Annotated in this window: 20 protein-coding genes; 10 read left to right on the top strand and 10 right to left on the bottom strand. The window is 54.7% G+C overall.

Going from position 1 to position 22114, the window contains the following annotated elements:
- The first annotated feature begins 5 nt into the window (after window positions 1–5).
- On the top strand, window positions 6–1196 hold the full coding sequence (rlmI, locus tag AC4OVU_RS08205; protein ID WP_015570890.1) for a 23S rRNA (cytosine(1962)-C(5))-methyltransferase RlmI: 1191 nt from the start codon (window positions 6–8) through the stop codon (window positions 1194–1196).
- A gap of 60 nt (window positions 1197–1256) precedes the next feature.
- Complete coding sequence (gene hspQ / locus AC4OVU_RS08200; protein WP_003858136.1) at window positions 1257–1574, top strand: heat shock protein HspQ; 318 nt, start codon at window positions 1257–1259, stop codon at window positions 1572–1574.
- 32 nt (window positions 1575–1606) lie between these two features.
- On the opposite strand, the gene AC4OVU_RS08195 is transcribed toward hspQ, so the two are convergent.
- On the bottom strand, window positions 1607–2020 hold the full coding sequence (locus tag AC4OVU_RS08195) for a CoA-binding protein (RefSeq protein ID WP_006809337.1): 414 nt from the start codon (window positions 2018–2020) through the stop codon (window positions 1607–1609).
- A 171-nt stretch (window positions 2021–2191) separates the two neighbouring features.
- Here AC4OVU_RS08195 and csgI point away from each other — a divergent pair, with 171 nt between their 5' ends.
- Window positions 2192–2854, top strand: a complete 663-nt coding sequence (gene csgI, locus AC4OVU_RS08190; RefSeq protein WP_017384801.1) for a curli synthesis inhibitor — start codon at window positions 2192–2194, stop codon at window positions 2852–2854.
- An 80-nt stretch (window positions 2855–2934) separates the two neighbouring features.
- Window positions 2935–3393: a methylglyoxal synthase gene (gene mgsA / locus AC4OVU_RS08185; RefSeq protein WP_003858146.1), complete on the top strand. Its 459-nt coding sequence runs from the start codon at window positions 2935–2937 to the stop codon at window positions 3391–3393.
- A gap of 53 nt (window positions 3394–3446) precedes the next feature.
- On the opposite strand, the gene helD is transcribed toward mgsA, so the two are convergent.
- Window positions 3447–5501, bottom strand: coding sequence for a DNA helicase IV (gene helD / locus AC4OVU_RS08180; RefSeq protein WP_491928653.1), 2055 nt, complete (start codon window positions 5499–5501; stop codon window positions 3447–3449).
- 122 nt (window positions 5502–5623) lie between these two features.
- Between helD and AC4OVU_RS08175 the strand changes: the two genes are divergently transcribed.
- Together AC4OVU_RS08175 and yccS are read left to right on the top strand one after the other, a co-directional pair.
- Window positions 5624–6070 carry a YccF domain-containing protein gene (locus tag AC4OVU_RS08175; protein WP_003858149.1) on the top strand — a complete coding sequence of 149 codons (447 nt, stop codon included), beginning with the start codon at window positions 5624–5626 and terminating at the stop codon, window positions 6068–6070.
- 18 nt (window positions 6071–6088) lie between these two features.
- The gene (gene yccS / locus AC4OVU_RS08170; protein ID WP_015570895.1) at window positions 6089–8251 is read left to right on the top strand and encodes a YccS family putative transporter; all 2163 of its coding nucleotides are present in this window, start codon (window positions 6089–6091) and stop codon (window positions 8249–8251) included.
- On the opposite strand, the gene AC4OVU_RS08165 is transcribed toward yccS, so the two are convergent.
- The gene (locus AC4OVU_RS08165; RefSeq protein ID WP_017384804.1) at window positions 8208–8834 is read right to left on the bottom strand and encodes a TfoX/Sxy family DNA transformation protein; all 627 of its coding nucleotides are present in this window, start codon (window positions 8832–8834) and stop codon (window positions 8208–8210) included. The genes yccS and AC4OVU_RS08165 overlap by 44 nt on opposite strands.
- Window positions 8835–9051: 217 nt before the next feature.
- On the opposite strand from AC4OVU_RS08165, the gene sulA reads away from it, so the two are divergent.
- A complete protein-coding gene (gene sulA / locus AC4OVU_RS08160; protein ID WP_026094322.1) occupies window positions 9052–9561 on the top strand; it encodes an SOS-induced cell division inhibitor SulA in 510 nt (169 codons plus the stop codon).
- Window positions 9562–9917: 356 nt separating this feature from the next.
- Window positions 9918–10970: a porin OmpA gene (gene ompA / locus AC4OVU_RS08155; RefSeq protein WP_017694761.1), complete on the top strand. Its 1053-nt coding sequence runs from the start codon at window positions 9918–9920 to the stop codon at window positions 10968–10970.
- Between the two features lie 65 nt (window positions 10971–11035).
- Here the strand turns inward: ompA and matP are convergent, their stop codons facing one another.
- Window positions 11036–11488 carry a macrodomain Ter protein MatP gene (gene matP / locus AC4OVU_RS08150; RefSeq protein ID WP_006809347.1) on the bottom strand — a complete coding sequence of 151 codons (453 nt, stop codon included), beginning with the start codon at window positions 11486–11488 and terminating at the stop codon, window positions 11036–11038.
- Window positions 11489–11674: 186 nt separating this feature from the next.
- On the opposite strand from matP, the gene AC4OVU_RS08145 reads away from it, so the two are divergent.
- On the top strand, window positions 11675–13435 hold the full coding sequence (locus tag AC4OVU_RS08145) for an AAA family ATPase (RefSeq protein WP_045329593.1): 1761 nt from the start codon (window positions 11675–11677) through the stop codon (window positions 13433–13435).
- A gap of 68 nt (window positions 13436–13503) precedes the next feature.
- Window positions 13504–14022, top strand: coding sequence for a bifunctional 3-hydroxydecanoyl-ACP dehydratase/trans-2-decenoyl-ACP isomerase (fabA, locus tag AC4OVU_RS08140; protein WP_000227926.1), 519 nt, complete (start codon window positions 13504–13506; stop codon window positions 14020–14022).
- A 71-nt stretch (window positions 14023–14093) separates the two neighbouring features.
- Here fabA and rmf read toward each other — a convergent pair whose 3' ends face one another.
- From rmf to rlmKL, 6 genes are all read right to left on the bottom strand, one after another.
- Complete coding sequence (gene rmf, locus AC4OVU_RS08135; protein ID WP_003858162.1) at window positions 14094–14261, bottom strand: ribosome modulation factor; 168 nt, start codon at window positions 14259–14261, stop codon at window positions 14094–14096.
- Window positions 14262–14515: 254 nt separating this feature from the next.
- Entirely contained in the window at window positions 14516–15082 is a 567-nt protein-coding gene (pqiC, locus tag AC4OVU_RS08130) for a membrane integrity-associated transporter subunit PqiC (protein WP_015570900.1), read from the bottom strand.
- Window positions 15079–16719 (bottom strand): intermembrane transport protein PqiB, encoded by a 1641-nt coding sequence (gene pqiB, locus AC4OVU_RS08125; protein ID WP_015570901.1) that lies wholly within the window; start codon window positions 16717–16719, stop codon window positions 15079–15081. The genes pqiC and pqiB overlap by 4 nt, the downstream gene beginning before the upstream one ends.
- 4 nt (window positions 16720–16723) lie before the next feature.
- A complete protein-coding gene (gene pqiA / locus AC4OVU_RS08120; protein ID WP_110292598.1) occupies window positions 16724–17977 on the bottom strand; it encodes a membrane integrity-associated transporter subunit PqiA in 1254 nt (417 codons plus the stop codon).
- Between the two features lie 13 nt (window positions 17978–17990).
- Window positions 17991–19898 (bottom strand): ABC transporter ATP-binding protein, encoded by a 1908-nt coding sequence (locus AC4OVU_RS08115; RefSeq protein WP_006809352.1) that lies wholly within the window; start codon window positions 19896–19898, stop codon window positions 17991–17993.
- A gap of 12 nt (window positions 19899–19910) precedes the next feature.
- On the bottom strand, window positions 19911–22019 hold the full coding sequence (gene rlmKL / locus AC4OVU_RS08110) for a bifunctional 23S rRNA (guanine(2069)-N(7))-methyltransferase RlmK/23S rRNA (guanine(2445)-N(2))-methyltransferase RlmL (protein ID WP_026080728.1): 2109 nt from the start codon (window positions 22017–22019) through the stop codon (window positions 19911–19913).
- Window positions 22020–22114: the final 95 nt, after the last annotated feature.

Genomic DNA, 22114 nt, shown 5'->3' with positions numbered 1-22114 from the left:
AAATTATGAGTGTACGTTTAGTGTTAGCCAAAGGGCGCGAGAAGTCATTACTGCGCCGTCATCCCTGGGTCTTTTCCGGCGCGGTTGCTCGCATGGAAGGTAAAGCCAGCCTCGGTGAAACCATCGATATTGTTGACCATCAGGGGAAATGGTTAGCACGCGGCGCATACTCGCCAGCATCTCAGATCCGCGCGCGCGTCTGGACGTTCGATAAAGAAGAAACCATCGATATAGACTTCTTTGTCCGTCGTCTGCAACAGGCGCAGCAGTGGCGCGAGTGGCTGGCAAAGCGTGACGGGCTGGACAGCTATCGTCTGATTGCCGGAGAGTCCGACGGGCTGCCGGGCGTGACCATTGACCGCTTCGGCAATTTCCTGGTGTTGCAGCTGCTGAGCGCCGGGGCGGAATACCAGCGTGCCGCGCTGATTAGCGCCTTGCAAACCCTGTTCCCGGAATGTGCCATTTACGACCGCAGCGACGTGGCGGTACGTAAAAAAGAGGGCATGGAGCTGACGCAAGGCCCGGTCACCGGCGAACTGCCGCCTGCCCTGCTGCCTATCGAAGAACATGGCATGAAGCTGCTGGTGGATATCCAGGGCGGCCATAAGACCGGTTATTACCTCGACCAGCGTGACAGCCGTCTGGCAACGCGCCAGTACGTTGCCGATAAACGCGTGCTGAACTGCTTCTCTTATACCGGCGGCTTTGCGGTCTCTGCCCTGATGGGCGGCTGTGCTCAGGTGGTGAGCGTCGACACCTCACAGGAAGCGCTGGACGTGGCGAAGCAGAACGTTGAGCTGAATAAGCTGGATCTGAGCAAAGCGGAGTTTGTGCGCGACGACGTATTCAAACTGCTGCGTAAATACCGCGACCAGGGCGAGAAATTTGACGTAATCGTGATGGACCCGCCGAAGTTTGTTGAAAACAAAAGCCAGCTGATGGGCGCCTGCCGTGGCTATAAAGACATCAACATGCTGGCGATCCAGCTGCTGAACCCGGGCGGCGTGCTGCTGACGTTCTCCTGCTCTGGCCTGATGACGACAGATTTATTCCAAAAAATCATCGCCGATGCCGCAATAGATGCGGGTCGTGATGTACAATTTATAGAGCAGTTCCGTCAGGCCGCCGATCACCCGGTGATCGCTACCTACCCGGAAGGGCTGTATCTGAAAGGGTTTGCCTGTCGCGTCATGTAACTTGAAAAGAGAAATATTGCCCGCACATAGTGTGTATGTAATGTTTCCCGGGAGGTGACTATGATTGCCAGCAAATTCGGTATCGGCCAGCAGGTCCGCCACACCTTGCTTGGATATTTGGGTGTGGTCGTGGATATCGACCCGGAGTATTCCCTTGATGAACCGTCAGCAGACGATCTGGCCGTTGACGCAGAGCTTCGCGCCGCGCCCTGGTATCATGTGGTTATGGAGGGCGACGATGGTCAGCCTGTCCATACCTATCTTGCCGAAGCGCAGCTGAGTGGTGAACTACAGGATGAGCATCCGGAACAACCCACTATGGACGAGCTTGCTCAGACCATCCGCAAACAGTTACAGGCACCAAGACTGCGCAACTAAAGGTGTAAAAAAGCCCGTCAAACGGGCTTTTTTTATTTTGCCAGCCCCAGACGGGGAATATCGATTGCCGGACAGCGATCCATCACCACCTTCAGCCCGGCATCGCGCGCCAGCACGGCCGCCTGCTCATTAATCACGCCCAGCTGCATCCACAGCGTTTTCGCGCCAATGGCAATTGCCTCCTGCGCCACGCCCCAGGCCGCCTCTGAATTACGAAAAACGTCCACCATATCCACCTTTTCCGGCACGTCCGCGAGCGTCGCATAGCCCTGCTGGCCCAGCAGCGTTTTCCCCGCCACCTTCGGCGAGACCGGGATCACGTGATAACCCTGATCCAGAAGGTATTTCATGACCCGATAGCTTGGGCGATCCGGTTTATCGCTCGCGCCGACCAGCGCGATAGTGCGCGTGGACGTCAGAATCTCGACAATGTCGTTCTCTTTCATGCTCTTCCTCCTGGCTTTTTTCAAAGTGTACGTCAAAGCGGACATCTCAACCACGCATCCCATACAGAAGTATGAGGGCAAAACGGCAGAATATGTCTATATGTTAGTAAACGTGTTTGTCGAAAACTTTTGATACATTCTTACCGGGTAGTTTGTCTACAGGAGTCTGCTATGAAAACCGGCATTGCCTGGGCTATGGTTGCGTTAATCATGCCGGTTTGTGTTTTCGCAACCACTCTCAGACTCTCAACCGACATTGACCTGCTGGTGCTGGACGGGAAAAAAGTCTCCAGCTCCCTGCTGCGGGGTGCAGACAGTATCGAGCTGGATAACGGCCCGCACCAGGTGGTTTTTCGGGTGGAAAAGACCATTCGCCTCGCCGACAACGAACAGCAGGTGTACATTTCGCCTCCGCTGGTGGTCAGCTTTAATACCCACCTTATCAGCCAGGTCAATTTTCGTCTCCCGCGCCTTGAGACAGAAAAGGAGTCACTGGCATTTGATGCCTCGCCGCGCATTGAACTGGTGGACGGGGACTCCATGCCCATCCCGGTAAAACTGGATATTCTGGCGCTGACAAAAAGGTCAAAGGGAACAGACTATGAAGCGGACACCGAGACCTACAACAGGGCCAGCAGGCGCGCCTCGCTGCCCCAGTTCGCCACCATGATGGCGGATGACAGTACCCTGCTTTCGGGCGTATCGGAGCTGGATGTACTCCCCCCTCAGTCGCAGACCCTTACTGAGCAACGCCTCAAGTTCTGGTTCCAGAATGCCGATCCGGACACGCGCGCCCGTTTTCTGCAATGGGCGAAGCAACAACCTTCGTCGTAAGCCACATTTTTTCGTCCTTTCTCTTGCAGCATCAGCCAGTTCCCGTCATCGTGTAACGAGGTAACCTCACGGATAAGATTATGGAACTGACAACACGCACACTTCCGGCGCGCAAGCACATTGCTCTGGTTGCGCACGATCACTGTAAACAAATGCTGCTTAACTGGGTTCGTCGCCATCAGCCTCTTTTACAGCATCATGCCCTTTCTGCCACGGGAACAACCGGCAACCTGATCCACCGCGAAACCGGTCTGGAAGTGAATGCCATGCTGAGCGGCCCGATGGGGGGTGACCAGCAGGTAGGTGCTCAGATTTCAGAAGGTAAAATTGACGTTCTGATTTTCTTCTGGGATCCGCTGAACGCGGTTCCGCATGATCCGGACGTTAAAGCGCTGCTGCGTCTGGCGACGGTGTGGAACATTCCGGTAGCCACCAATCTTTCAACGGCAGATTTCATCATTGAATCGCCGCAGTTTAACGATCCGGTGGAGATTTTGATCCCGGATTATCAGCGTTATCTTGCGGAGAGACTGAAGTAGTTTTTTGCCCGGTGGCGCTGCGCTTACCGGGCCTACAGAATTTGCCCGGCGCGTTACGGCTTTCTCGCCACCGGCACGTCAATACTTTTCAAAATATCGACAAACACCGACGGCTCCTCTTTGTTGAACAAGAGCCACACGCGATGGCGCGCGCGGGTTATCGCCACGTACAGTAAACGCCGCTCCTCTGCATCCGGGAAATCTTCCGGAACAGGTAATAACGCCTCTTCCATCACGGATTCCCGCGCCGGTGCAGGGAAACCGTCGCTCCCCTCTTTTACCCCCACCACAATCACGTAGTCGGCCTGCTGCCCTTTACTGGCGTGAATGGTCATAAAATCGAGCTGAAGTTTTGGCCAGCGCGTCGCCGCTTTTTCCAGCGCCGTCGGCTTGAGGTGATGATAACGCGCCAGCACCAGAATACGCTCATCCGGTTTCGCATAGCCGCTCAGTTTATCCAGCAGCGGTTCCAGCTGATCGTCCGCCAGCAGCGTGACGGCCTTTTTATCCCCCGACGTCAGGCTGTTAAGCGGTTTCGACAGCTGGTGCGGGTTCTGCTGAATAAAACGGTTGGCTATTTCGCCAATCCGCGAGTTGAAGCGGTAGGTGGTGTCCAGATCGCTGCGATCGCCTTCCCCAAAATAGTGGTGGAAGGCCGTTGTGAGGGATAGTTGCGCCCCGCTGAAACGGTAGATAGCCTGCCAGTCATCGCCCACGGCAAACAGCGACGTGTGTTTATTCTGCGCCCGCAGCGTCGAAAGCAGCGCAGCGCGCTGCGGCGAGATATCCTGAAACTCATCCACCAGGATGTGTTTCCACGGGCTGACGAAGCGCCCTTTCTCCAGAATGATAATGGCCTGATGGATCAGCCCCGAAAAATCGACCGCGTTTTCGTCTTTCAGCACGGTTTTCCACGCTTTCAGCATCGGCGCCATCAGCTTAACCCGTTTAGAAAACACAGCGCGGATCGACTCCGGTGCGCTTTCTATCATCTCCGCCTGAGAGCCGCCGTGCATGCGCATCAGGCTTACCCACCGGTCGAGACGAGAGCCCAGCCGGCGCGCCAGCTTTTCATCCTGCCAGAAGCTGCCCTCCGGCACCTCCCAGCTGAGTTCCTCTTCAAGCCACTGACGCCAGCCTTTCGCCTGCGCCTTTTTTTCACTGCACTGCTGACGCCATGCCTCGATAAACAGCGCCTGGCGAGCCTGAGCGTCGTTCTCCAGCTTGCTGACAACAGGAACTTTTTTGCTGCCCTGTTGAATGATGTGTAAAGCGAGGGAGTGGAACGTGCGCGCCGAGATATCCTGGGTATGCAAACGCGCCTGAATGCGCTCATCCATCTCCTGCGCAGCCTTGCGACCAAAGGCCAGCAGCAAAATCTGGTCTGCAACCGCCTCGCCCGTTGTCAGAAGCCAACCCGCGCGCGCCACCAGCACCGACGTTTTGCCGCTCCCGGCACCTGCCAGCACCAATAAAGACTGTTCGCCATTCACCACGGCGCGCGCCTGGGCAGGATTGAGGGGCGATGACTCCACTGTACTGAAGAAGTCGGCATATTGCGTAAGCATCGCCTCAGTCCAGGCCTGGTTATGCGCCAGACGGCTTTTCTCGATATCGCTCAGCCAGGCCTGGCACTTCCGCCACGCGTCGCGGCAGTTATCAAATTCCTCAAGCCGCGCCACCGGTAAAGGCAATGCCGTCAGCGCCTGGGCGATTTTTTGCTGAAGCCCGGCGGTTTGCTGGCGCGTCAGCCACTTCTGCTGCGTATTTCTTAGCGCGATATCGTCCAGCACCTGTTGTAGCACCTGTGCGGCTATCACGCTCATCTCCTGGCTCCACTGCTGCCAGCGCGTGTTCAGATGATGGTGGAAGCGTTGGGTTTCCGCCCACTCGGTCCCGTGGAGTCGCACCACTTTGTCTGCCGGCAGGACGAACTCCAGCTCCCCCCATACCAGCCCTCGTTTACAATGAATGGCCAGTAGCTGATTAAACGGAATAAGGTATTCGTGGCGTTCCCCGGAGACTTTCACTCCCGCATTGAGAAGGACAACCTTGTCGTAAGGGTGCTGCGCCAGGCGTTTGCCCATTGAAGTTGCTTTCAGTTCCATATCCTGCCGGATCCACGAGGTCATAATTTGTCAGACAGTTTAACTGCCAGTTTTAAGGTGCTCCAGCCCAAAAAAACGTTACAATCACCGGGCGTTAATCATATCGAAGGAAATGAGGGTTTATGCGTACCGTTCTGAATGTGTTGAATTTTGTCCTTGGCGGTTTTGCCACCACCCTTTCCTGGCTTTTTGCCACTCTGGTGAGCATCGTGCTCATCTTCACCCTTCCGCTGACGCGCTCCTGCTGGGAAATCACCAAACTGTCCCTCGTTCCTTATGGAAATGAAGCCGTACACGTGGATGAGCTGGAGCCGGAAAGAAAAAATGCCCTGATGAATACCGGCGGCACGCTGCTGAATATTTTATGGCTGATCTTCTTTGGCTGGTGGTTGTGTCTGATGCATATCTTCGCTGGTATCGCCCAGTGCATCACGATTATAGGCATTCCGGTTGGCATCGCTAATTTCAAAATTGCTACCATCGCCCTGTGGCCGGTAGGACGCCGTGTTGTCCCGGTCGAAGTCGCGCAAGCCGCGCGTGAAGCCAACGCCCGTCGCCGTTTTCAGTAATAAGGACTGGCCGCACTCATGCTAAGCCCCCTGCTTCGTCGCTATACGTGGAACAGTAACTGGCTGTATAACGTCAGGATCTTTATCGCCCTCTGCGGCACCGTCGCTCTGCCGTGGTGGCTAAATGACGTGAAGCTCACCATCCCCCTCACGCTTGGGGTGGTGGCCGGTGCGCTGGCGGATCTCGACGACCGCCTGGCCGGTCGTTTGCGTAATCTGGTCATCACGCTGGTCTGCTTCTTTATTGCTTCCGCCTCCGTTGAGCTGCTTTTCCCCTGGCCCTGGCTGTTTGCCTTAGGGCTGACGGTGTCCACCAGCGGCTTCATTTTGCTCGGCGGCCTCGGGCAACGCTACGCCACTATCGCGTTTGGCGCCCTGCTGATTGCCATTTACACCATGCTGGGCGTCTCTCTTTACGATCAGTGGTATCAGCAGCCGGTCCTGCTGCTGTTGGGCGCTATCTGGTATAACCTGCTGACCTTAACCGGACATCTTATTTTTCCGGTTCGTGCCTTACAGGACAACATTGCCCGCAGTTACGAACAGCTGGCCCACTATCTGGAGCTGAAATCCCGGCTGTTTGATCCGGATATTGAAGAGGACAGCCAGGCGCCCCTGTACGATCTGGCGCTGGCAAATGGCCAGCTGGTCGCCACGCTAAATCAGACCAAAGCGTCTCTGCTCACCCGTCTGCGCGGCGATCGCGGTCAGCGCGGTACCCGGCGCACACTGCACTACTACTTTGTCGCCCAGGATATTCACGAGCGCGCCAGCTCCTCGCATGTGCAGTACGCTGACCTGCGCGAGAAATTCCGCTACAGCGACGTGATGTTCCGTTTCCAGCGCCTGCTGTCAATGCAGTCTCAGGCCTGCCAGCAACTTGCGCGCTCAATACTGCTGCGCACGCCCTATCAGCACGATCCTCGCTTTGAACGCGCATTCAGTCATCTGGATGCGGCCCTCGATCGCGTTCAGGCCAGTGGGACATCGCCGGAACAGTTCAAAGCCCTGGGATTCTTGCTCAACAACCTGAGAGCCATCGATGCTCAGCTCGCCACCATTGAGTCTGAACAGGCGATGGCAATGCCGGGCAATGACGCCGACAACCAGCTTGCCGACGACAGTCTCAACGGTTTCAGCGATATGTGGCTGCGCCTGAGCCGTCATTTTACGCCGGAATCCGCCCTCTTTCGCCATGCGGTAAGGATGTCGCTGGTTCTGTGCGTCGGCTACGCGTTTATCCAGATAACAGGATTGCACCACGGTTACTGGATCCTGCTGACCAGCCTGTTTGTCTGCCAGCCGAACTATAACGCTACCCGCCATCGGCTCGCGCTGCGTATTGTCGGGACATTAGTCGGGGTCGCCATCGGGCTGCCGGTGCTCTACTTTGTGCCATCCGTAGAAGGGCAACTGATCCTGATTGTGATTACCGGTGTACTGTTTTTCGCCTTCCGCAATGTGCAGTACGCCCACGCCACGATGTTCATCACGCTGCTGGTGCTGCTCTGCTTCAATCTGCTGGGTGAAGGCTTTGAAGTGGCCCTTCCTCGCGTTATCGACACGCTAATCGGCTGCGCCATTGCCTGGGCGGCGGTGAGCTTTATCTGGCCGGACTGGCGTTTTCGTAACTTACCGCGCGTGTCCGACAGAGCAATGAACGCCAACTGCCGCTATCTGGATGCTATTCTTGAGCAATACCATCAGGGTCGCGATAACCGTCTGGCCTATCGGATTGCCCGTCGCGATGCGCATAACACGGACGCAGAGCTGGCTTCCGTTGTCTCGAATATGTCAACTGAGCCGCGCGCCACGGCAGAAATCCGGGAGACAGCCTTCCGCCTGCTGTGTCTGAACCACACGTTCACCAGCTATATCTCTACCCTTGGCGCCCACCGTGAGAAACTGACAAATCCGGGCATCCTGGCGCTGCTGGACGACGCCGTTTGCTACGTTGATGATGCGCTTCATCATCAACCTGCGGATGAGCCACGGGTTCACCAGGCACTGGATGAACTGGTGCAACGTATCGCACACCTTGATCCTGGCACCGACAACAAAGCTCCGCTGGTCCTACAGCAAATTGGCCTGCTTATCGCTTTGCTGCCGGAAATTTGTCGGCTGCGACAGAAGATCGCTACCTGGCGGAATGATGGCCCTGCGACTCAGGCAGCGCATTAAACCACTCCATAAGCTCCCGGCGAATATCCGCCGGGAGTGCCGCTTCATGTAACCCTTCGATGGCGCCTTCAAGCGCGAACAATACCCGGATACTCAGCGCTTTATTCTTAGAGCGCATTTTCAGCCAGCTCGTCTTCGCCCCCAACTGTCGTAGCGTCTCTTCATTGGTAATGCCCGCCTCCATAAGCAGGACCTCAATCTGAAAGGTCAGGTTCGGCAGATCCTTAAGCCGATTACGCTGATGGCGCTGGTAGCGCTCTTTCCTGGCGGCATCGAGCGCAAACGAGGAGAGCTGAAGCAGCTTTTCCCTGTTTTGCCACAGACCTTCATCCACACGGTAGTAATTAAGCAGCACTGGCCGTCCTCGTTTCATCAGGGTCAGAAAAGAGGAGGCGTTTTTTACACAGTATTTTGCACTTTGCTCACAGGCGCGAAGGTACAGCTCGCCGTCAGACACCATCGCGAACACCGCTTCATCCACGGCCAGGGTATAACCGCCAAACAGGGCGCGATGATGAATTTCGCCCAGCGGAGAGAGGTATTCTTGAGATTGATAAATCCGATCATAAGATATCTTTTTCATGATAATTCCATTAAAAATCATACAGTAAACACGATATTTCTTACTAACGGATCCGTTAGCAGGAAAATAGGCAACTTATTGCCGTTGGGCAAGATGATTTTTTCAGGTTCACCAGGAATGGATGAAATTTGCGAGTCGCTTTCCGAAAATGAGGTTGATCTTTATGCACACAGGGGTTACTGTATATCCATACAGTAACTACAGGGCTGGAATGAATATGTACACTTCAGGCTATGCAAATCACTTAACACCTTCCACTTCTGCCGCAGGCAATGCTGCGCAGAATTCTATCGGGCGTGTATCGACAGGGCTTATCAGTGAAGTGGTTTACCGTGAAGACCAGCCGCTGTTAACACAACTCTTACTCCTGCCGCTTTTGCAGCAGCTCGGGCAACAGTCTCGCTGGCAGCTCTGGCTGACGCCACAGCAAAAATTAAGTCGTGAATGGGTTCAGTCGGCTGGCCTGCCGTTAGCGAAGGTGATGCAGATTAATCAACTCTCCCCTTGCGATACGGTCGAGTCGATGGTCCGGGCATTACGTACCGGGAACTATAGCGTCGTGATTGGGTGGTTGCCGGAGGATCTGTCGCAAGAGGAACATTTGCGTCTGACTGAAGCGGCTGAAGAAGGTAACGCGATGGGTTTCATCATGCGGCCGGTTCGTGGAGATTCCTATCGCAGAGGACAACATCCCGGGCTAAAAATTCACTCAAATGTGTACCATTGAGTCATTTTAAGAGTTTTCCTGGAATTTTTTTCGACCGCAGTATGCAAAAAAAGTTCAACGCGCCAAAACTGCGGCAAGGCTTGTCTGACGCGGTTCTCGTTAATTTTACTGCACAAAATTCGTTCAAAAATTGTTAAATATTAGGTATACGGAACTTTTTTTTTCATATGCCTGACGGACTTCACACTTGTAAGTTTTCAGCTACGTTGTAGACTTTACATCGCCAGGGGTGCTCGGCCTAAGCCGAAGATATCGGTAGGTTTATATTTGACCACGCCCCCCGGTGAAGGATTTAACCGTGATTCCTCCGATGGAGATATTCATGGCAAATTTTGGATGATAACGAGGCGCAAAAAATGAAAAAGACAGCTATCGCGATTGCAGTGGCACTGGCTGGCTTCGCTACCGTAGCGCAGGCCGCTCCGAAAGATAATACCTGGTATGCAGGTGGTAAACTGGGCTGGTCTCAGTTCCATGACACCGGTTGGTACAACAGCAGCCTGAACAACGATGGCCCTACTCACGAGAGCCAGCTGGGTGCAGGTGCGTTCGGTGGCTATCAGGTTAACCCGTATGTTGGCTTTGAAATGGGTTACGACTGGTTAGGTCGTATGCCTTACAAAGGCGACAACGTAAATGGCGCTTTCAAAGCTCAAGGCGTACAGCTGACCGCTAAACTGGGTTACCCAGTAACTGACGATCTGGACGTGTACACCCGTCTGGGCGGCATGGTATGGCGTGCAGACTCCAGCAACAGCATCGCTGGTGACGACCACGACACTGGTGTTTCCCCAGTATTCGCTGGTGGTGTTGAGTGGGCAATGACCCGTGACATCGCTACCCGTCTGGAATACCAGTGGGTTAACAACATCGGTGACGGTGCTACCGTTGGCGTTCGTCCAGACAACGGCATGCTGAGCGTTGGTGTTTCTTACCGTTTCGGTCAGCAGGAAGATGCGCCAGTCGTAGCTCCAGCTCCGGCTCCAGCTCCAGAAGTACAGACCAAGCACTTCACTCTGAAGTCTGACGTTCTGTTCAACTTCAACAAAGCTACCCTGAAACCAGAAGGTCAGCAGGCACTGGATCAGCTGTACACCCAGCTGAGCAACCTGGATCCTAAAGACGGTTCTGTAGTGGTTCTGGGCTTCACCGACCGTATCGGTTCTGACGCTTACAACCAGGGTCTGTCTGAGAAACGTGCTCAGTCTGTAGTTGATTACCTGGTATCTAAAGGTATCCCAGCTAACAAGATCTCCCCACGTGGTATGGGCGAATCTAACCCAGTTACCGGTTCTACCTGTGACAACGTGAAACCACGCGCTGCACTGATCGACTGCCTGGCACCAGATCGTCGCGTAGAGATCGAAGTTAAAGGTATCAAAGACGTTGTAACTCAGCCTGCGGCATAAGTTATCGTCTTATAAAAAAACCCCGCGATGCGGGGTTTTTTATTATCTGAAGAAAAGTAAAAAGCTTATTTTTTACCTAACAGTGCCTGTAGATCGTTCTTCAGCGTCGACATCTGGCTGGCATACTTCTCTTTGTGCTCGGCATCTTCAATCAGCTGCACCACCGTTTCCGACAGGGTTTTCCCGCGCCGCTGCGCAAGCCCGGCCAGACGCTGCCAGACCATGAACTCCAGGTCGATGGATTTCTTACGGGTGTGCTGATGCTCGGCATTGAAATGCCGTTTACGACGAGCACGGATAGTTTGCTTCATCCGGTTTAACAAGGCCGGATTAATGTGTTTCTCAATCCAGCCGTTGACCTGTACCGGTTCGTTTTCGAGGGTCAGCAACATATCCACAGCTTCTTGTGCCGCGCTGGCTTCGATGTAGCAGGTGATCAGCTCCCCTTCACGGTGCTTTTTGACCAGGTACTTCCATTTCCAGCCGCTTTCGAGGTTTTCCAGTTGTTGATATTTCATTGCGATCTCAGTGTTACCGTGTAACTCTGTTCAGAATATCAGTTTTTTGGCAATCTGCTGAAAAGAAATCATATCCTGTGAAACGCCGCAGGCGATCCGCATGACGAAATCCCGAATCCTGATTGGGCAGAGTGCGCCGCTTACGGTATACTCCACGGTTTTACTTCTGACTAAAAAACATCAACTTTGACCATTACGAAACTTGCATGGCGTGACCTGGTTCCGGATACCGAGAGCTATCAGGAGCTGTTTGCACAGCCAGACCTCACAAAAGAACACGAATTCATACTTAGCGATACACAACCGCGTTTGCATTACGCGCTGGAGCAGATGTCATCCCCATGGGCTACATCTCCTTTCATGCTGCTCAAAGCCCCGGAAGAAGCCGAGTATCTGACGCTTCTCGGTGATGCCATGCGCCAGTTGCATCCAAAAACGAACGCCGTTTTTGGTGGTCAGTATCATATTGCCGGACGTGACGTGACCTTCGAACCTTCCACGCAGGCAGACGGACAATTCGCTGCAAAAGGCGAGGTGATCACCGCCAACTGGGTGGAAGCAGAACAGCTGTTCGGCTGCCTTCGTCAGTTCAATGGCGATGTGTCACTGCAACCCGGTCTGGTACACCGCGCGAACGGCGGCGTGTTGCTCATCTCCCTTCGCACCCTGCTTGCACAGCCTCTGCTGTGGATGCGCCTGAAAACGGTGGTGACGCAGCAACGTTTTGACTGGGTAGGCTACGATGATTCACGTCCGCTGCCTGTTTCCATTCCGTCTATGCCGCTGTCGCTGACCGTCGTGCTGACGGGTGACCGTGAATCTCTGGCTGATTTCCAGGAAATGGAGCCAGAACTCGCGGAGCAGGCGGTTTACAGCGAATTTGAAGACAATATTCAGATCGCCGATGCCGATGACATGGCGCAGTGGTGTCAGTGGGTTATGGCCGTGGCGGAACGTTTCGCGCTGCCCTCGCCTGCCGAGGATGCGTGGCCGGGCTTAATCCGCGAGGCCGTACGCTACACTGGCGATCAGGAAACCCTGCCGCTCTGCCCGCTCTGGATCGGTAAACAGCTGCGTGAAGTGGGCGTTATCAGCGGCAACGGTCCGTTTACCGGCGAGCAGCTTAGCCAGATGCTGGCCCAGCGTGAATGGCGTGAAGGTTATCTTGCTGACCGTATGCAGGATGAAATTCTGCTGGAACAGATTCTGGTGGAGACCGAAGGCGAACGTATCGGGCAAATCAACGCCTTGTCCGTCATCGAGTTCCCCGGACACCCACGCGCCTTTGGCGAGCCTTCCCGTATCAGCTGTGTCGTGCACATTGGCGACGGCGAATTTACCGATATCGAACGCAAGGCCGAACTGGGTGGAAACATTCATGCCAAAGGCATGATGATCATGCAGGCATTCCTGATGTCTGAACTTCAGCTGGAGCAGCAGATCCCCTTCTCTGCCTCGTTGACCTTTGAACAGTCCTACAGTGAAGTCGACGGCGATAGCGCCTCGATGGCAGAGCTGTGCGCCGTGATCAGCGCGCTTGCAGAAGTACCGATTAATCAGAATATTGCGATTACCGGTTCCGTGGATCAGTTTGGTCGTGCTCAACCGGTGGGTGGACTGAATGAGAAAATCGAAGGCTTCTTCGCTATCTGCCAGCAGCGCGGTTTAAACGGCAAACAGGGCGTGATTATTCCGGCCCCTAACGCTCGCCATTTGAGCCTGAGCCAGGCGATTCTGGATGCAGTAGAGCAGGAACAATTCGCCGTCTGGGCCATCGAAGGGGTTGAGGATGCACTACCCTTACTGACAAACCTGGTCTGGGACGGCGAAGGCCAGACAACCCTGATGCAGACCATTCAGGAACGTATAGCTCAGGCGACACAGCAGGATGCTCGTCATCGTTATCCGTGGCCGTTACGCTGGTTAAGTTGGTTTAGTGCTAACTGATCGGACTTGTTCAGCGTACACGTGTTAGCTATCCTGCGTCCTTCACTAAAATAAGGCTTACTGAGAACATGGTAGATAAACGCGAATCCTATACTAAAGAAGACCTTCTTGCCTCTGGTCGCGGTGAACTGTTTGGTGCGAAAGGCCCGCAGTTACCGGCCCCAAATATGCTGATGATGGACCGTGTCGTGAAAATGACCGAAACCGGCGGTAACTTTGATAAGGGTTACGTAGAAGCAGAACTCGATATCAACCCGGACCTGTGGTTCTTCGGTTGCCACTTTATTGGCGATCCGGTAATGCCTGGCTGCCTGGGCCTCGATGCCATGTGGCAGCTGGTTGGCTTCTATCTGGGCTGGCTTGGCGGTGAAGGTAAAGGCCGTGCGCTGGGCGTAGGCGAAGTGAAATTCACCGGTCAGGTTCTGCCTACCGCGAAGAAAGTCACCTACCGTATCCATTTCAAACGCATCGTTAACCGCCGCCTGATTATGGGCCTGGCGGACGGTGAAGTGCTGGTAGATGGTCGTCTTATTTATACCGCGAACGACCTGAAAGTGGGTCTGTTCCAGGATACCTCCGCTTTCTGATAACGGCATTTAGCCCCTTCCAGAAAGGCGAAACCTCCGCATTGCGGAGGTTTCTTTTTAAAGAGACGGTATCAAGCAAGTACTGCCCTGTCTCCGATGGCTTCTCGCCAGCCCCCTAGCCATTGGGACCTTTGATTCAGGGCCTGATAGGGACACATTTCTTTTGAACGTCCGGCGATGCCAGCCTGATAACCACGTTGATGAGCCCTTTCCAGGCGATCTCGTTTCTGTCTCTTCATGCCTCGTTTCCCTCATTCTTTTGTCTGGTGGAAAGAAAACAGTGATTGCAATATGTGCAAGCACAGTTAACGAATACCCCGAATCGGCGTCAGCGTCAACGTTCAAAATTCATACGGGTGTCATATTTGTGAGCTACATGGAAGATCGTTTGTACAAAAAATGTGACGCGGGACAAGTAACAAACTGAACATAAAACGAAAAAAAAGCCGCAATCAGCAAGAAGCTGAGTGCGGCTTTCGTCGATGAATTTTACTTATGGCAGCCGGGAAATCTCTCTTGCGATAGCAGCCGACTCCTGTGCCCACCCCTGCGCAAGCACTTTCACCATTTCGTCATAGCCATCTTTCTGCTGCTTCAGTTCCAGATGGAAAGGACGCTTAATCAGCTGGCCCTGATGATTCAAGAGCCACTCCCCGCTGATAACAACCGCACCATCATAGCGGCCATGGAATCCCGTCACGTTAACATTCAGAGTGTCCTGATCGCTTCCCAGAGGCTGCGAGGCGACTACCCAACCAGGAAGCTGGCTGCTCAGATTCGCCACCAGCGTGTTGCGTAGCTGCTGATCCAGAGGGCTGGCCCACAGGTTATTGTTGGCGATAACGTACTGCACATCGCTGGTCTGGTAGACCACCCCGTTGCCCGCCAGATAATCTGGCACGGCAACCTGTTCAACCCACAGCAGACGGCTGCCCTGCGAGCTGCTACTCTGCGCACCGGATTGCGCGCTTAACGGCAACTGGTAGTAGCTTTTGTTATCGCTTCCAGAGCTACAGGCCGTTAATACCAGTGCGCCTGCGATGATTAGCCATTTTTTCATTGTTTCGCCCTCTTAGGCTCAGGATCCTTTTTGTCTTTCGCTTCAAACACCAGCGCGTTGCTCTTTTCATTGAGCGTTTTCAGAACGGGCTGTAGCTCGCGTAAAACCTGATCAAGACGTTGCATATCCGCCACCATCTTGTTGTAAGCCGCTGAGCCCGGCTGGAAGCCCTGCATACTGCGATTCAGTTCGCGCAACGTTTTCTGCATATCCTGCGGCAGCTGCTGCATGGACTGGTTGGCGGTGATCTTGTTGATATTATCCAGCGTGGTTTGCAGACGTTGCATCGTCGCCTGGCTCTGATGCAGTGATCCCGTCGCGGCCTCAAGCATTGGATTCAGCGGCAGATTGTTGATCTTATCCAGTGTTTCCATCAGGCGCTGTTGGATCTGCGCCAGGCCACTGCTGACCGTAGGAATAATTTTGTAGCCGCCAAATTCACGGATCCCCGTCATTGGTGGCGCTTTTGGATAGAAGTCCATATCGACATATAACGCCCCTGTGACCAGGTTGCCAGTTTTCAGCGAGCCACGCAGACCGCGATTCATCAGATCGCTGATATGCTCCCCAATATCCTGGTCCTCGCCTATCTGGTTAATCAAACGCTCAGGCTCAATGCGGATCAGCACCGGAATACGATAATCATCATCAAGCATCTGCTTGAGTCCCGGAACAAAGTAAGGCACTTGTCCCACGGTCCCCAGACGGATACCGCGGAACTCAACTGGCGCCCCAGGCTGCAAGCCGCGTACAGAGTCCTTAAAGAACATCAGGTAGTCGATGTGATCGGTATAGAGCGCATCCTGAATGCTTTTTTGATCGTCAAACAGCCTGAAGGCGGTTTTCTCCGCCACCGGTTGTCCCAGATCGATACCTTCCGGCACATCAAAACTGACGCCCCCACCAAACAGCGTGGTGAGTGAACCCATCTCAACGCGCATCCCCGCAGAGGTGAGATCCACCGCGATCCCGCTGTCTTTCCAGAAGCGAACGTTGCTGGTCACCAGGCGGTCATTAGGCGCATTGATAAATAGCTGATAGCTGATGGTCCGTTTTTGCGGATCGAAGGTGCTTGTTTCAACCGAACCGACGCGATACCCACGGAACAGCACCGGATCGCCCGGCGAGAGCTGACCCGCTTTTTTGCTGTCCAGAATAACGCGGATCCCTTTTGCATCCGGTGGCGCAAGCGGCGGTGAATCCAGCAGCTGATAGTTTGCTGGCTGGGCGCCTTTGTTGCCGGGCTGGAGTTCGATGTAGGCCCCTGACAATAGCGTTCCTAAGCCGCTGATCCCTTCTCTCCCGACCTGCGGTTTCACTACCCAAAAAACAGAATCTTCATGGAGCAGTTTTTCCATGCCGGCATTCAGGCGGGCCTTGATTTCAACATGGGTTAAATCATCCGTCAGGGTCGCGCTTTCCACGACACCCACATCCACGCTGCGGCTCTTGATGGTGGTTTTTCCGCCCTCAATCCCCTCTGCATTGGTGGTAATTAGCGTGACTTCCGGTCCCTGATGGCTGTAATGATAAAACAGGATCCATGCACCGATCAGCGCGGTCACGATGGGGAAAATCCACACCGGCGACCAGTTTCTGACCTTCTGCACTTTAGCCTCTCCACTCTTATTTTCCATGCTCTTACTCTTCCTCATGGCTTGAATCGGGCTCACGATCCCACGATAAACGAGGGTCGAAGGTCATGGCCGCAAACATGGTCATAATGACGACCAACGCAAACATCAGCGCCCCCATAGCGGGATAAATACTCATCAGCCCCCCCATACGCACCAGCGCTGAGAGAACTGCAATCACGAACACGTCAATCATCGACCAGCGGCCAACAAATTCCACGACCTCATAAATCAGATGCATACGCTCGCTGTCTCGCTTACCGTGCCCTTTTGCATCCCAGCAAAGCCAGGCAATGGCAATCATCTTTAAGGTCGGAACCATAATACTGGCGAGGAATATGACGCCTGCCACAGGGTATGACCCCTCGCTCCACAGCAAAATCACCCCGGCCAGTATGGTCGAGGGCATTCTGTCGCCGAGCAGATCGGTGATCATGATCGGCAAGATATTGGCGGGCAGATAGAGCATGACAGAGGTCACCAGCAGCGCCATGGTCCATTGCAGGCTATTTTTACGCCGGACGTGACCTTTTGTTTCACAGCGCGGGCACACCTCGACATCCGCGGGCAGCACGGCGGTGCAGCCCGAGCAGGAGCGAAGCCCCTGACGGATACCCGGTACGCCCACCTTTACCGTGTGCGAGAGCGTCGGCGCCGGGGCAATATCGTCCCAGGCCCAGCGTCGGTCCACGCACTGGAACGCGCGCAGTTGTAGCACGCAGTAAAGACACCACGGAATAAAGCTGCTGCCAATCCCCACATCGCCGTAGGCCATCAGCTTCACGAAACTGACCAGGATACCCGCGAGAAAAATTTCCGCCATCCCCCAGCTTTTCAACTGGAACAGGATCCGCGCGAGTTTGATTTTAAGGACAGTGGGCATCCTGACGCGGTTGACCAGCAGCAGAATGACGACCAGGCAAAAAGCCGGGACGATCTGCACGAAAAGAAGAAAGAAGGTGCCAAGGCTGGCGTAATCTTCCGAGAACATCACGCCTGGTATTTCCAGTAAATCCACCTGGCTGGTCATCCCGCCCACTTTCATATAGATGAAAGGGAAGAGATTGGAGAGCAGTAACATGAATAAGGCTGCCAGCGCATAAGCCGTAGGACGCTGCCTTGGCGCGTCCCACTCGGTCGTCAGCGTAGCGCCGCAGCGCGGGCAGGCAGCCTTATGTCCGTGACCAAGCTCTGGCAACGCCACGAGCATATCGCATTGCGAGCATAATATATGCCGATCGGCATGGTGCTGGTCACACATAGATTATCCCTGTTTATGCGCCGTTTTTCAGAGACTCAAGGTACTCCCAGCGCTCAAATGCCTCTTCCAGCGCCTGTTCAGCCTGGGAGAGTTCAGCCAATACTTTCTGAGTATAGTCGTGAGGCTGCGTAAAGAATGACGCATCAGCGACCTGGATTTGCAGTGCTTCCAGTGCAGCCTCCAGCTCTTCCAGACGCTGCGGCAGCCCTTCCAGCTCGCGCTGCAAGTTATAACTCATTTTAGCAGGAGACTTTTTGACAGTTTCTGCTTTTGCAACAACAGGTTCGGCGACATTTTTGGTCTTCGCCTGTTTTTGCGCCAGCGACTGTGATTGCTGTCCACGCGCGTCATGATAGCCGCCCACATATTGACCGATGCGTCCTTCGCCTTCGAAGATCCAGCACTCGGTCACGGTGTTATCGACAAACTGACGATCGTGGCTGACCAGCATCACGGTTCCCTGATAACCATCAATCAACTCTTCCAGCAGTTCCAGCGTTTCGACATCCAGATCGTTAGTCGGTTCATCGAGAATCAATAAGTTACTGGGTTTCAGGAACAGACGCGCCAGCAAAAGACGGTTACGTTCTCCGCCGGACAGCGCGCGCACCGGCGTCATGGCGCGTTTCGGGTGGAACAGGAAGTCCTGAAGGTAGCCCAGCACGTGACGCGGCTTGCCATTAACCATGACCTCCTGTTTACCCTCGGCGAGGTTATCCATCACCGTACGGTCTGGATCCAGCTCGGCGCGGTGCTGGTCGAAGTACGCCACTTCCAGTTTGGTACCGCAGTGGATACGACCGCTGTCGGCCTGGAGCTGACCGAGCATCAGTTTCAGCAGTGTGGTTTTACCGCACCCGTTCGGGCCGATCAGCGCAATTTTGTCGCCGCGCTGAACCTGAGCGGAGAAATCGTTCACCAGCACTTTGCCGTCAACCGAATAATTCACGTTCTCCATTTCGAAGACAATCTTGCCCGAGCGGGACGCCTCTTCCACCTGCATTTTGGCGCTACCCATGACTTCGCGGCGTTCGCTACGTTCGCGGCGCATCGCCTTCAGGGCGCGAACGCGGCCTTCGTTACGGGTACGACGCGCTTTAATGCCCTGACGGATCCATACCTCTTCCTGGGCCAGCTTGCGGTCGAACTCGGCATTTTGCAGCTCTTCCACGCGCAGGTTTTCTTCTTTCTCCAGCAGATAGGTATCGTAATCGCCCGGATAGGTCACCAGCTTGCCGCGATCAAGATCGACAATGCGCGTGGCCATGTTGCGGATGAACGAACGGTCGTGGGAGATGAAGATAATGGTACCGTTAAAGGTTTTCAGGAACCCTTCCAGCCAGTCAATCGCTTCGATATCCAGGTGGTTCGTCGGTTCGTCCAGCAGCAGCACCTTAGGCCCGCTCACCAGGGCACGACCCAGCGCCGCTTTACGCAGCCAGCCGCCGGAGAGCGCCGACAGCTCCATATCCGCTTCCAGGCCAAGCTGGGCCAGCACTTCGTTAATGCGGTTTTCCAGCTGCCACAGACCGTGGTGATCGAGCATCTCCTGCACTTTTGCCAGCTCGTTGAGATTCTTGTCGCTCGGGTCCGTCATCACCAGATGCGAAATCTCGTGATAACGCTTGAGGTATTCCGCCTGCTCTGAAATCCCTTCGGCCACAAAATCGTATACGCTGCCGGTGACGTTACGCGGCGGATCCTGTTGCAGACGAGAGACGATCAGATCCTGCTCGTAAACAATACGGCCGTCATCCAGCCCCTGCTCACGGTTGAGGATTTTCATCAGCGTCGATTTACCTGCGCCGTTACGGCCCACCAGACAGACGCGCTCGTTATCTTCGATATGCAGCTCTGCATTATCGAGAAGCGGTGAGTCGCTGAAAGAGAGCCACGCGCCGTGCATACTAATTAAAGACATTTATTTTTCCTTTCAGACCGCGGAGATCAGCCAGCAGTTGTGGATTTGACGGTTACGGGCAAAGTCCTGAGACAGCGTTTTTTGGCTGATTTCTTGTGCTTTCAGTCCCAGTTCGGCCAGGCCGTCGTGATCCATGCGGAATCCGCGCTTGTTATTCGAGAACATAATGGTGCCGCCTTTACGCAGCAGACGCTTCAGGTCGGTCATCAGGCGCAGGTGATCGCGTTGAACATCAAAGCTATCCTCCATACGCTTGGAGTTAGAGAAGGTCGGCGGATCGATAAAGATCAGGTCAAACTGCTCGTCGGTATCGCGCAGCCAGCCCAGCACGTCGGCCTGTAACAGGCGATGCTGACGGCCGGTTAAGCCGTTAAGACGCAGGTTGCGCTCTGCCCACTCCAGATAAGTCCGGGACATATCTACCGTGGTGGTGCTACGCGCGCCGCCAAGCCCCGCATGAACGCTGGCGCTGCCGGTATAGGAGAACAGGTTCAGGAAGTCTTTGCCCTTGCTCATCTGGCCCAGCATGCGGCGGGCGATACGGTGATCGAGGAACAGGCCGGTATCAAGGTAGTCGGTCAGGTTAACCCACAGCCGCGCGTTATATTCGCCCACTTCGATGAAGTCACCCTTCTCGCCCATCTTCTGATACTGGTTTTTGCCTTTCTGACGCTCACGTGTTTTCAGCACCAGCTTGTTTGGCGAAATGCCGAGTACGGCGATGGTGGCCGCAATCACATCCAGCATACGCTGACGCGCTTTTTGCGCATCGATAGTTTTCGGCGGGGCGTATTCCTGAACCACCACCCAGTCCGCATAGCGGTCAACCGCCACGTTGTACTCGGGCAGGTCAGCGTCGTACAGGCGATAACATTCGATGCCTTCTTGCTTCGCCCACTTCTCAAATTTCTTCAGGTTTTTGCGCAGGCGGTTGGCGTAATCTTCCGCCACGCCTGACGGTTTGCTATCCGCCGCTACCTCTGCCAGATGGTAGTTTTTCTGCACGCAGTCCAGCGGGCCGTTTTTCGCTTTGAACTGGCGATCGGCACGCAATTGCAGGCAGCTCAGCAGCTCCGGCGAGGCGCTAAACAGGGAGAGGTTCCAGCCGCCGAAATGCGCTTTCATGTTGCGGCCCAGCAGGCTGTGCAGTGCAATCAGCGCCGGCTCGCTGTCCAGACGCTCACCATACGGCGGGTTGCTGATCACCGTACCGTACGGGCCTTTTGGCAGAGGATTGGTCAGATTCGCCACGTCCTTCACCTCGAAGGTCACCAGCTCGCCGATACCGGCACGACGGGCGTTGCTGCGCGCGCGTTCAATCACCCGTGCGTCGCTGTCCGAACCGTAAAAGTGAGAGGTGTACTCCGCCAGCCCTTTACGGGCGCGGGTCTGCGCATCGTCTTTGACCTCTTTCCAGATGGCCTCATCGTGCTGCGCCCAGCCTTTGAAGCCCCAGTGGCCGCGGTGCAGCCCTGGCGCACGGTCGGTGGCCAGCATCGCGGCTTCAATCAGCAGCGTACCGGAACCGCACATCGGATCGAGCAGCGGCGTACCTGGCTGCCATCCGGAGCGCATCACGATAGCGGCAGCCAGCGTTTCTTTGATCGGCGCCATCCCGGTGCGATCGCGATAGCCGCGCAGATGCAGGCCTGCGCCACTCAGATCCAGAGAAATACTGGCCGTATCGCCGTTCAGCCAGACGTTGATACGCAGATCCGGGTTTTCACGGTCAACGTTCGGACGTTCTTTATTGCGACGCGTGAAGCAGTCCACAATGGCATCCTTAACGCGCAGGGCACCATACTGGCTGTTGCGGATCTCATCGTTGACGCCGTTGAAATGCACCGCAAAGGTAGCGTCCGGGGTGAAGATCTCTGTCCAGTCGATCATCTGTACGCCGGTGTAGAGATCAAGATCGCTGTAGACCTTGCACTCTTTCATCGGCAGCATGATGCGCGACGCCAGACGGCTCCACATCAGGCTCTGGTAAATAAGCCGCGTGTCGCCCTCAAAATGGACACCACCCTGAACCACCCGGCACTCTTTCGCGCCCAGGGCTTCCAGTTCAGTTTTTAACAGCTCTTCCAGCCCACGGGCCGTACTGGCAAACAGAGAATTCATATCGTCACTTTTACTCATAGAAAATTGTCGCGCATTATAGCTAATATGGCGTGTATGTCATAAAGTTGAAGGCTTATTTTCTTTAGCGGGAGTGT

The organism is Enterobacter sp. 6722112 (assembly GCF_058661685.1).
This window is presented reverse-complemented; position numbering and strand designations above follow the sequence as displayed.